Consider the following 10,268-nt stretch of genomic DNA (forward strand, 5'->3'; position numbering starts at 1 on the left):
CTCCAGATCGGCGTCCCCGCGCTGTTCGCCGTCCACTTCGCCCTCACCCTCCTCGCCGCCGACGACCCTGCGGGCGGCGAGGAGGGTGAGGGCGAAGTGGACGGCGAACAGCGCGGGGACGCCGATCTGGAGCGCGGCCAGCACGGCGGGCTCGTCCTGCAGGTAGAAGGTGAGCCGCGCGGCCAGGTTCCCCCCGGCCAGGAGCATGCCGATCACCGAGCTCGCGGTGTAGGTGCGGCGCAGGGCGCGGTGCCCGCGCCAGTCGCGGGGCCCGCCGGAGAGCGGGTTGACCAGGAAGCCCATCAGCGGCCTGCGCGCCAGCAGCGCGACGGCGTGCGCGGCGACGAAGAGCGCGGGCAGGAGCGTGGTGGGCAGGAAGAAGGCCCGCGCCTCGCCGACGAGGGCGGCGAGGGCCGCGCAGAGGGCGGCGACCACCAGGCCGGCGACGGCGGCCCCGGGCGACTCGTGGCGGGCCAGGCGCACGGCGCAGGCGAGGACCGCGGTGACCGCCAGGGCGGCGACGGCCGTGCCGAGCCCGTCGACGGCGTCGGCGACCACGAAGGCGATCGTCGGGGCCGCGGCTGCGGCCAGCCCGACCGGTCCCCCCAGGCGCTCCAGCGTGCGGTGCGCGGTGGCGCGCCCCGCGGAGCGCTCCACCGGGTCGGGCAGCCCGAGCACCCGGCGCGCCCTGGCGCTGGCGCCGGTGCCGGCGCGGGCGGGGTCCTCGCCGGGACGGGCGTGCTGGGGCCGGTGGGTCTCGCCAGGCGCTGGGTCGAGCACGGCGTCCTCCTCGGTGCGTCGGTCGGTGGGGTGGTGCCGCCAGCCTCGTGCCGCGGCGCCGGCCGCAACCAGGGCCTGGCGATCCGCCCCTGGCCGCGAGCGCGCCGCGCGCAGGGGCGGATCGCCAGGCCGTGGCTCGCGGGGGGCCCGGCGCGGTAGGAACGGGGGAGCACCGAGCCGAGGGGGACGCGCAGTGGCGATCGACAGGGCGGGGTTGGCGGCGTTCCTGCGCCGTCGGCGCGAAGCGCTGCAGCCGGAGGACGTGGGCCTGCCCCGCGGGCAGCGGCGGCGCACCGCCGGGCTGCGCCGGGAGGAGGTCGCCGCGCTGTGCCACATGTCCACCGACTACTACGCCCGCCTGGAGCGCGAACGCGGCCCGCACCCCTCCGAGCAGATGGTGGCCGCCATCGCCCAGGGCCTGCACCTCTCGCTCGACGAGCGCGACCACCTCTTCCGCCTGGCCGGGCAGCACCCGCCCGTGCGCGGAGCGCTCAGCGAGCACGTCAGCCCCGGTCTGCTGCGCATCATGGACCGCTTGGGCGACACCCCCGCCGAGGTCGTCACCGAGCTGGGGGAGACGCTGCGCCAGAGCCCGCAGGGCGTGGCGCTGACCGGCGACGCCAGCGGCTACAGCGGCCCGGCGCGCAGCCTGGGCTACCGCTGGTTCACCGACCCCGGTGCCCGCGCCCTGTACCCCCGCGAGGACCACGCCTTCCTGTCGCGGTTGTACGCCTCGCACCTGCGCGCCCTCGTCACGCTGCGCGGACCGGGGTCGCGGGCCGCGCAGCTGGCCGACCTCGCCCTGGCGCGCAGCGAGGAGCTGCGCCGGTTGTGGGAGCTGCACGAGGTCGGCCTGCGCCCGCACGAGGTCAAGCGGTTCGTGCACCCGCTCGTCGGTGCGCTGGAGTTGAACTGCCAGACGCTGCTGGACCCGCAGCAGTCGCACCTGCTGCTGGTCTACACGGCGGTCCCGGGCAGCGAGAGCCACGACAAGCTGCAGCTGCTCTCCGTCGTCGGCGCGCAGGCGCTCGGCTGAGGGGGTCAGGCGCCGGGGTCGCGCAGGCCGACGGCGTCGTGCCGCCAGAAGACGTCGGGGTAGACCAGCGTGCCCGTCATCCACGGTTCGTGGGCGGGCAGCGGGAAGACCTGGAAGGCGGCGTCGGGGATCCGCAGCGAGGGCTTGCGGAAACCGCGGGGAGCGCCCGGCTCGAAACCCAGACGCGAGTAGTAGCCGGGGTCGCCCTCGAGGAAGACGAGGGGGACCCCGCGGGCGCTCTCGTGCCGCAGGGCGGCTGCCACCAGGGCACGTCCGACGCCCCGGCGCTGGGCCGCCGGCAGCACGGCCAGCGGGCTGAGCACGCTCACGGTGACCAGTCGCCGCGGTGCGTCCAGCAGCGCGTCCGTCAGCCCGACGTGGCCGACGACGCCGTCCGCCGCCTGGGCGACCAGCGAGGTCCCGCGCCCGGCGCCCACCCGGGCGCGCAGGTCGTCGACCAGGTCGGCCACGAGCGGCCCGTGGTCGCCGAAGGCCCGCAGGTGCACCTCCCGCACGGCGAGGCGGTCCTCGGCCCGCTCCGGCCGGTGCTGGACCTGCCGCTGCTGCGTCATCGCGTCGTCATCGCGTCGTCATCGCGTCGTCCGGGCGTCCGGGTGAGCTCGGCGGGATCTGCGGCACGCGGGCATCCTGCGTCCCGCGCCCCCGGCCGCGCACCCGCTTTTCGAGCGGCGGGCGCGGCGGACCGGGGGGCTAGGACCCTCCCCGCGGGCTGCCGGGGCGGGCGGCCGCCCGGCGCGCGCCGCGCACCCAGCGCGAGCCCGTGCCCTCGGCGGCGGCCTCGTCGCCCGGGTTGAACAGGCCGCAACGCTGCAGGGAGAGGCAGCCGCAGCCGATGCAGCCGGTGAGGGCCGTGCGCAGCGCCTCGAGCTCGCGCAGCCGGGCGTCGAGCAGCAGCTGCCACTGCTCCCCGACGCGCGCCCAGTCCGAGGCCGAGGGCGCGCGGTCGGAGGGCAGCCGCGACAGGGCGTCCGCCACCTCGGCCAGCGAGAGCCCGATGCGCTGACCGGCCGCGACCACGGCGAGCCGGCGCAGCACCGAGCGCGGGAAGCGTCGCCGGCCACCGGTGTCCCGCACCGAGGTGAGCAGCCCGCGCTCCTCGTAGTAGCGGATCGCCGGGACGCTGATGCCGGCGCGGGAGGCGACGGCGCCGATGCTGAGCAGGTCGTCCGGCACGCCCGTGAGCATGCCCGGGCGCGGCCGCGACCTCAAGCCCGCTCGAGCAGTGCGGTGCGCCCCTCCGCCCCGCTGCCCGTGCGGCGGGGTGGAACGCCTAGCGGGCCTGCGGCTGCGCGCCGACCGCGTGCTTGAAACCCCGGTGCGAGCCGACGAAGCCGAGCCGCTCGTAGAAGCGGTGGGCGTCGGTGCGCGCCTCGTCGGAGGTCAGCTGCACCAGCGAGGCCCCGACCGCGGGTGCCGCGGTGCCGGTGACCCAGCGCACGAGCGCGGTGCCGATCCCGCTGGAGCGCCGGGTGCTGCGCACGCGCACCGCCTCGACGAGCAGGCGCGTGGCGCCGCGCCGGGACATCCCGGGGATGCGGGTGAGCTGGAGGGTGGCGACGACCTCGCCGTCCGCTGCGACCGCCACGACGATCTCGTTGGAGGGGTCGTCGACGACCTCGTGGAGCGCGCGGCGGTAGGCCGCGGTGGCGGTGCCGTCGGCGCTGTCCCCGCGGCCGGCGCTGACGGGGTCGTCGGCGATGAGGGCGATCAGGGCCGGGAGGTCGTCGGCGGTGGCGCGGCGCACGAGGAGGTCCCGGGTGCCGGCGCGCAGGGTGGCCGGGAGCGGCAGGGCTGCGATCACGCCCGCGATCCTGCCCCCTCCCCGGCCGGCGGCCCGCATCCGGACGACGGCCGCCCGGGTGAGCAGGGTGAGCGCGACGACGTTGAGCTCGACCAGGTGCCGGACCGTCTCCTCGTCGGTGTCGGCCAGGTCGCCCTCGGGCGCCACGCCGGCGCAGTTGACGAGGTGGTCCACGCGGGCGAGCCGACCGGCCACCGCGTCGGTCGGCGTCGCGAGGTCCGCCGGGTCGGCGAGGTCGGCGACGTGGACGTCGGCGCGGACGCCGTGCCGGCCGGCGAGCTCGTCGGCCAGGACGCGCAGGGCGGCGCCGGAGCGGGCGACCAGGAGGAGGTCGAATCCCCCGCGGGCGTAGCGGCGGGCGAACTGCTCGCCGATGCCGGAGCTGGCGCCGGTGACGACGGCGAGGGGGCGGGTGGCGGAGCTGGAGGAGGTGCTCGTGCTGGACCGGTTCGAGGAGCTGGCCGAGGTCCTGCGCGCACCGGGCGCCTCGCGCCTGGAGGAGGTGCTGTCGGCGCACTTCGCCCTGCTCGTCGAGGACGAGCTGTTCGAGAAGGTGACCGCCCGGGCCGCGCCCGCGCTGGCGCGGACCGCCGCGGTGCGCCAGGGCCTGGTCGAGGACCTGGCGGCGCTGCTGGACCGCGCCCGGGCGGCCGGCGAGGTGCGCGCCGAGGTCGGCGCGCCGGAGGTGCTGCTGCTGGTGTGCGCCCTCGCGCACGCCGTGCGCGGCGCCGGCCTCCCGCCCGGGGCCCCCCGGGCGCAGGCGCTGCTGCGCGTCCTGCTGGACGGCCTGCGCGGCCGCGGCTGACGGCGGACCCGCAGCAGGTCCGCGGCGGCGGGCATGAAGCGGGGGCCCGCGCGGTTGAGCACAGGGCCCACCCGTCGGGCGGCACGTCCGCGGGGCCGGGTGCACGCTGTACGCAGGGGAGGAGAACCGCTGATGGCAACCGACTACGACGCGCCGCGCAAGGGCGCCGAGGACCTGGACGAGGACTCGATCGAGGAGCTGAAGACCCGCCGGACGGCCACGAGCTCGTCCTCCAGCGTCGACGAGGACGAGGTGGAGGCCGCCGAGGGCTTCGAGCTGCCCGGGGCGGACCTGTCGGGCGAGGAGCTGTCGGTGCGGGTCCTGCCGCGCCAGCAGGACGAGTTCACCTGCGCCAGCTGCTTCCTCGTCAAGCACCGCAGCCAGCTGCACCACGGCGCCGCCGGCGGGCAGCTGATCTGCAACGACTGCGCCGCCTGAGCGGCGGGTCCGGGCGCGGCGCGCGAGCGCGCGGCGCTCAGGGCCGCAGCGCCTTGCGCATCTGCCGGGTGACGACCTCGTAGCCGGCGGAGGCGTACAGGGCGCCGGCGCGGGTGTTCTCGGCGAACACGTTCAGCTCCAGCGCGCCGATGCCGTGCGAGCGCACGACGTCCTCGGCGGCGCCCAGCAGCGCCCGTCCCAGGCCGCGGCCGCGGTGGGCGCCGTCGACCTCGATGTCGTAGAGGAAGGCGCAGTCGGGGGTGCCCCGGGGGTGCCGCAGCCCGATCCAGAGCCTGCCCACGACGGTGCCGTCCGCGGTGCCGCCGGTGGTGCCGTCGTCCAGGACGCCCTGGAGCAGCAGCATTCCCTCGGTGGCCGGGCCCTGCGGCAGCCGCTGCGCGGTGTCCTCCAGGGCGCGCTGCAGGGCCTCCTCGGCGGGCCAGGTGCCGGCCGCGACCTGCTCGTCGGCGTAGGCGCGGGCGATCCGCCCGCGCCAGGCGTCGAACTCCGGTCGCGTCATCGTCCGCGTCCTCACCTCGGCCACGCCCCGATGCTCGCACCCGTGCGCCCGCGGGACCAGACCCGCTGCCCGCCGGTGCTCAGTCGTCGGGCAGCTGCACGGGTGCCAGTTCCGCGAACCGGTCGCCCGGGCCGGGGTTGCCGGGCGCGCTGGCGCCGCCGAGCTGGTGCACCACGCCCCACACGGCGTTCAGCCCGGTGGTGACCGCGCCCTCGGCCCAGCCGGGGGTGAAGGAGATGTCGTCGCCGGCCAGGAAGATCCCGCGCTGCTCGGGCGGCAGGTCGTCCTGCACGAAGTGGCAGAACAACCGCCGCTGGTAGCGGTAGTGCCCGGGCAGGTTCCCGCGGAAGGCCCCCATGAAGTGGGGTTCGCGCTCCCAGGAGACGGTGATGGGGTCCCCCAGGACGTGGCCGGCGATGTCGACGTCGGGGTAGATCTGCTTGAGGTTGTGCAGCATCAGCCGCACCCGCTCGTCGGTGTCCAGCGCCAGCCACTTCAGCGCGTCGTCGTTCCAGGTATAGCTCAGGCAGATGACGGCCGGGGAGTCCGCCGCCGCGGGGTCGTCGATCCCCTCGCCGCCGTCGAGCAGGTAGGTGCCGCGCGTCATGCGGTCGGTGAGGGTCGTGCTCATCACCCTGCGGCCGGTGGCGGGGTCGACGTCGCGCCAGAACGGGCGGTCCACGAGCACGAACGTCTTGGAGGACTGCATGTAGTGCGAGCGCTCCATCGCCATCCACATCTCGTGGCTGAACAGCCGCTCCTCGGTGTCGATGCCCGCCGACAGCAGCCACGACTGGCAGGTGGCCACCACCGCCTCGAAGGCCCGCTCGGTGCCCCAGCGGTCCAGGACGCGCAGCCGCCCGTCCTCGCCGCGCCGGACGCGGGTGACCGCCGGGCGCGGGGAGCCGCCGTGCAGGGACCGCAGGCTGGTGCCCGCCGGCCAGTGCACGAGGTCGGCGGGGGCGTGCTGCCACAACCCCAGCGGAACGCTCTGCGCGCCACCGGTGATGCGGTGGTGCTGGTCGTCGGCGTCGGTGTGCACGACGCGCAGGATCTCCAGCACGGAGTTGGGGAAGTCGGTGTCCCAGCCGCCGGTGCCGAAACCGACCTGGCCGAACGTCTCGCGGTAGGAGAAGGGCAGCCGCGCGAACGAGGGCGACTTCGCGACGAAGCCGTAGAACGTCTCCTCGTCCAGCCGGGGGACCGTCCGGTTCCAGATCTCCTTGATCGCCGCCAGGTCGCGGCGGCGGATCGCGTCCTGCACCGCCTCCAGCTCCGCGCCCTCCACCAGCGCCCGCCGCCAGGCGGCGGCGACCTCGCCGAACTCCGGCGGGAGGTCGGCGGGGTCCTCGGCGTAGTGGGCGCGGTTGCGCAGCTCGATGACGGTGCTGGGCGTCTGCGGGGCCAGCGGGTTGGGGAACGGGCTGGTGCGGATGCCGAGCGCGTCGACGTAGTGGAAGAAGGCGCGGCCGGAGGCGGGGAACCGCATGCCGCCGAGGTCGGCCACCGCGCCGGGCACGCCGGGGAAGGCGGCCGAGCGCAACCTGCCGCCGATCTCGCCGGCCTCGTAGACGACGGGCCGCAGCCCCAGCTTCATCAGCTCGTGCGCGGCGACCAGGCCGGAGACGCCGGCCCCGATGACGGCGACCTCGGTGCCGCGGCGGTGCTCGGGCACCGAGCCCAGCCCGGCGGGGTGCGCGAGGTACTCGTCGTAGGGGAAGGGGAAGTCGGGCACGAGCATCGTCAGCGGCTGCGGGCCGGCCGCCGGCGCGTCGGGCAGCGCTCCCTCGGTGCTCGTGCCGGCGGGCAGGGTCATCTCAGCTCCCGGTGCGGGTGGTGGCGAGCACGGACAGCAGCTCGTACGTCACGTGCGCCGCGGCGATGCCGGTGATCTCGGCGTGGTCGTAGGCGGGGGCGACCTCGACGACGTCGGCGCCGACGACGTGCAGGCCCGTCAGCCCGCGCAGGGTGTTCAGCAGTTCGCGGCTGGTCAGCCCGCCGGCCTCGGGCGTGCCGGTGCCGGGGGCGGCCGCGGGGTCGAGCACGTCGATGTCGACGGAGACGTAGACGGGGCCGTCGCCGAGGCGGCGGCGCACCCGCTCCACGGCGCGGGCCACGCCGTCGCTCTCGTAGTCGTCGGCGCGCACGACCTGGAAGCCGAGCACGGCGTCGTCCTCGAGGTCCTGCTCGCCGTACAGGGGGCCGCGGGTGCCCACGTGCAGGCAGCGCTCCAGGTCCAGCAGCCCCTCCTCGGAGGCCCGGCGGAACGGGGTCCCGTGGGTGTAGGGCGCACCGAAGTAGGTGTCCCAGGTGTCCAGGTGCGCGTCGAAGTGCAGCACCGCGAGCCTGCCGTGCTGCTTGGCCAGCGCCCGCAGGGCGGGCAGCGCGAGGGTGTGGTCGCCGCCCAGGGCCATGACGGTGGCGCCGTCCTCGCTCAGCCGCGTCAGCGCGGTCTCCGCGTCGCGCAGCGCCTCGGCGACGTCGAAGGGGTTCAGGCCCACGTCGCCGGCGTCGGCGACCTGCTGCGCGGCGAACGGGGAGACGCCCAGGGCGGGGTTGTACGGGCGCAGCAGCTTGGAGGAGGCGCGCACGTGCCCGGGGCCGAAGCGCGCGCCGGGGCGGTAGCTGACGCCGGAGTCGAAGGGCAGCCCCACGATCGCGACGTCGGCGCGGGAGACCTCGTCCAGGCGCGGCAGGCGCGCGAAGGTCGCGGGACCGCCGTAGCGGGGGACGCGGGTGGCGTCGACCGGTCCCCGCGGCGGCGGAGGGGTGCTGGAGGACGACATGGCTCCACAGTGGCGCGGGCGGGCCGACCGGTCAACCCCTGTTTACCGGCAGAGCTCCCGGGGTTCCCGGCGGGCCGCGGTGGTGCCAGACTGCGGCGGACGCATCGACGGCGGCGACGGGGAGGGTGCGGTGCAGGTGGCGGGGGGTGCCGCGCTCGTCGGGGCCCGGCTGCGGGCGGCGCGGCTGGCGCAGCGGCGCACGGTGGCGGAGGTCGCCGCGGCCAGCGGCCTCACCAAGGGCTTCCTCTCCCGCCTGGAGCGCGACCGCGCCACGGCCTCCGTCGCGGCGCTGGTGCGCCTGTGCACCACCCTCGACCTCGCCGTCGGCAGCCTGTTCGAACCCGCCCCGGCCGGCGAGGTCGTCCGCGCCGGCCACTACCCGCCCATCGCCTTCGGCGGGCACGGCCTGCGCGAGTCCCTGCTGACGCCGGCCGGTGAGCGGCGCCTGGCCGCCATCGTCAGCGAGGTCGAGCCCGGCGGCGGTTCCGGCGGGGAGCCGTACGCGCTGGCCGCCGACGTCGAGTTCGCCCTCGTCCTGGCCGGCGAGGTCGAGCTGCGCTTCGCCGCCCCCGGCGGGCAGGGGGCCGCGGGCCCGGCCGAGGACGTCGTCGTGCTGCGCACCGGTGACGCCTTCACCTTCGACCCCGCGCGCCCCCGCTCCTTCCGCGCGGCCGGCGACGTCCCCGCGCGGGTGCTGTGGGTGGTCAGCCCCGCCCTGTCCGAACCCGCGCACCGCGGCGCCTGAGGCGCCGCCCGGACGGCCCGGGACCCACCGGCCGGCCCGGGCGGCCGGTGCGGGCGGTGCGGGCGGTGCCGCCGCCCGCGCGAGCGGCGCCCCGAGGCGGCCCCGGGTCAGCACCAGCAGGACCGCCGTCGCGACGCAGGTGGCGAACAGCTGCACGACCAGGGTGTCGTGGTCGCCGTCGAGCGAGCGGGAGAGCGCGGGCCGCAGCAGGCTGCAGGTGCTGTTGATCCCCGCGTGCAGCAGCACGACGAGCGGGACGCTCCGCCCGGTGCGGTCGAACACCCACGTCACGACCAGGCTCAGCGGCACGCACGAGAGGGTGAACAGCGCCGGCTGGACCCGGGGGACGTGCGGCCGGCCGCACCGCGCCGAAGCGGTCCTGCAGGCGGGGCAGGGCGAAGTCGCGCCAGCCGGGTTCCTCCGCCAGCCCATCCGGAAGCGCAGCAGCCGCCCGCGCCGGGCCCGCAGACCCGCCGCGGGCGGGTGCTGGGCTGCCCTGCACCACCCGCGCGCGGCGAACCCCGCGCCGCGAACCCCGCGCCGTCGGCTGCGTCAGGCCCCGTCGGCGGTGCGCAGGTAGCGCAGGACCGCGACCACCCGGCGGTCGACGTCGTCGGTGGGGGCGAGGTCGAGCTTGGCGAAGATGCTGCGCACGTGCTTGTGCACCGCGCCCTCGGTGACGACGAGGCGCCGCGCGATCGCCGTGTTGCCCAGCCCCTCCGCCATGAGGCCCAGCACCTCGCGCTCGCGCGCGGAGAGGCGGTCCAGCCCGGCGTCGGGCCGCGTGCGGGTCAGCAGCTGCGCCACCACCTCGGGGTCCACGGCGGTGCCGCCGTCGGCGACGCGGTGCAGCGCGTCGAGGAACTCCTCCACGCGCCCGACGCGCTCCTTGAGCAGGTAGCCCACCCGGCGGGCGCCGCCCACGAGCAGTTCGGTGGCGAAGGCCTGCTCGACGTAGGCCGACAGCACGAGCACGGCCAGCCCCGGCATCCGGCGCCGCGCCTCGACCGCGGCGCGGATCCCCTCGTCGGTGTGCGTCGGCGGCATCCGGACGTCGACGATCGCGACGTCGGGCGCGTGCTCGGCGATCGCGGCGAGCAGGCCGTCGGGTCCACCGGCGGTGGCCACCACGTCCAGCCCCTCCGCGCGCAGCAGCAGGGCCAGCCCCTCGCGCAGCAGCGGGTCGTCCTCACCGATCACGATGCGCACGGCAACCGCACCTCCAGGCTGGTCGGGCCGCCCACGGGGCTCGTCAGCGACAGCGTCCCATCGAGCGCCTGGACGCGGTGCAGCACCCCGGTCAACCCCGACCCGCCGCCCGACCCGCCGCCCGACC

General features: G+C 76.9%; 12 protein-coding genes and 1 pseudogene. 4 read left to right on the forward strand and 9 right to left on the reverse strand.

Features of this window, described 5'->3' with window-relative positions; translation table 11 throughout:
• On the reverse strand, nt 1-780 hold a 780-nt coding region (locus GTQ99_RS14115), incomplete at its 3' end, for a DUF3159 domain-containing protein (RefSeq protein WP_166616372.1).
• Nucleotides 781-973: 193 nt separating this feature from the next.
• Here GTQ99_RS14115 and GTQ99_RS14120 point away from each other — a divergent pair.
• Nucleotides 974-1,816, forward strand: coding sequence for an MmyB family transcriptional regulator (locus GTQ99_RS14120; protein ID WP_166616373.1), 843 nt, complete (start codon nt 974-976; stop codon nt 1,814-1,816).
• A 5-nt stretch (nt 1,817-1,821) separates the two neighbouring features.
• On the opposite strand, the gene GTQ99_RS14125 is transcribed toward GTQ99_RS14120, so the two are convergent.
• From GTQ99_RS14125 to GTQ99_RS26965, 4 genes and pseudogenes are all read right to left on the reverse strand, one after another.
• Complete coding sequence (locus GTQ99_RS14125; protein ID WP_166616374.1) at nt 1,822-2,388, reverse strand: GNAT family N-acetyltransferase; 567 nt, start codon at nt 2,386-2,388, stop codon at nt 1,822-1,824.
• A gap of 139 nt (nt 2,389-2,527) precedes the next feature.
• Nucleotides 2,528-3,022, reverse strand: coding sequence for a redox-sensitive transcriptional activator SoxR (gene soxR, locus GTQ99_RS14130; protein WP_166616375.1), 495 nt, complete (start codon nt 3,020-3,022; stop codon nt 2,528-2,530).
• An 85-nt stretch (nt 3,023-3,107) separates the two neighbouring features.
• A complete protein-coding gene (locus GTQ99_RS26960; protein WP_338074999.1) occupies nt 3,108-3,677 on the reverse strand; it encodes a GNAT family N-acetyltransferase in 570 nt (189 codons plus the stop codon).
• Nucleotides 3,675-4,016: pseudogene (locus tag GTQ99_RS26965) on the reverse strand (SDR family NAD(P)-dependent oxidoreductase); the annotation flags it as partial. The pseudogene GTQ99_RS26965 and the gene GTQ99_RS26960, both read right to left, overlap by 3 nt.
• Nucleotides 4,017-4,029: 13 nt before the next feature.
• Between GTQ99_RS26965 and GTQ99_RS26970 the strand changes: the two are divergent.
• Together GTQ99_RS26970 and GTQ99_RS14140 are read left to right on the forward strand one after the other, a co-directional pair.
• Nucleotides 4,030-4,443 (forward strand): SbtR family transcriptional regulator, encoded by a 414-nt coding sequence (locus GTQ99_RS26970; protein WP_338075000.1) that lies wholly within the window; start codon nt 4,030-4,032, stop codon nt 4,441-4,443.
• A 132-nt stretch (nt 4,444-4,575) separates the two neighbouring features.
• Complete coding sequence (locus GTQ99_RS14140) at nt 4,576-4,881, forward strand: DUF4193 domain-containing protein (protein ID WP_166616377.1); 306 nt, start codon at nt 4,576-4,578, stop codon at nt 4,879-4,881.
• A gap of 37 nt (nt 4,882-4,918) precedes the next feature.
• On the opposite strand, the gene GTQ99_RS14145 is transcribed toward GTQ99_RS14140, so the two are convergent.
• From GTQ99_RS14145 to speB, 3 genes are all read right to left on the reverse strand, one after another.
• Nucleotides 4,919-5,401: a GNAT family N-acetyltransferase gene (locus tag GTQ99_RS14145; protein ID WP_166616378.1), complete on the reverse strand. Its 483-nt coding sequence runs from the start codon at nt 5,399-5,401 to the stop codon at nt 4,919-4,921.
• Between the two features lie 79 nt (nt 5,402-5,480).
• Nucleotides 5,481-7,217, reverse strand: a complete 1,737-nt coding sequence (locus tag GTQ99_RS14150; protein ID WP_166616379.1) for a flavin monoamine oxidase family protein — start codon at nt 7,215-7,217, stop codon at nt 5,481-5,483.
• Between the two features lies 1 nt (nt 7,218).
• Nucleotides 7,219-8,187 (reverse strand): agmatinase, encoded by a 969-nt coding sequence (gene speB, locus GTQ99_RS14155; RefSeq protein ID WP_166616380.1) that lies wholly within the window; start codon nt 8,185-8,187, stop codon nt 7,219-7,221.
• A gap of 130 nt (nt 8,188-8,317) precedes the next feature.
• Between speB and GTQ99_RS14160 the strand changes: the two genes are divergently transcribed.
• Nucleotides 8,318-8,932, forward strand: a complete 615-nt coding sequence (locus tag GTQ99_RS14160) for a helix-turn-helix domain-containing protein (protein WP_338074998.1) — start codon at nt 8,318-8,320, stop codon at nt 8,930-8,932.
• Between the two features lie 552 nt (nt 8,933-9,484).
• Here GTQ99_RS14160 and GTQ99_RS14165 read toward each other — a convergent pair.
• Nucleotides 9,485-10,141, reverse strand: coding sequence for a response regulator (locus tag GTQ99_RS14165; protein WP_166616382.1), 657 nt, complete (start codon nt 10,139-10,141; stop codon nt 9,485-9,487).
• Nucleotides 10,142-10,268: the final 127 nt, after the last annotated feature.

Origin of the sequence: Kineococcus vitellinus (genome assembly GCF_009906315.1) — a bacterium.
In the GTDB taxonomy this organism is placed as follows: Bacteria; Actinomycetota; Actinomycetes; order Actinomycetales; family Kineococcaceae; genus Kineococcus; species Kineococcus vitellinus.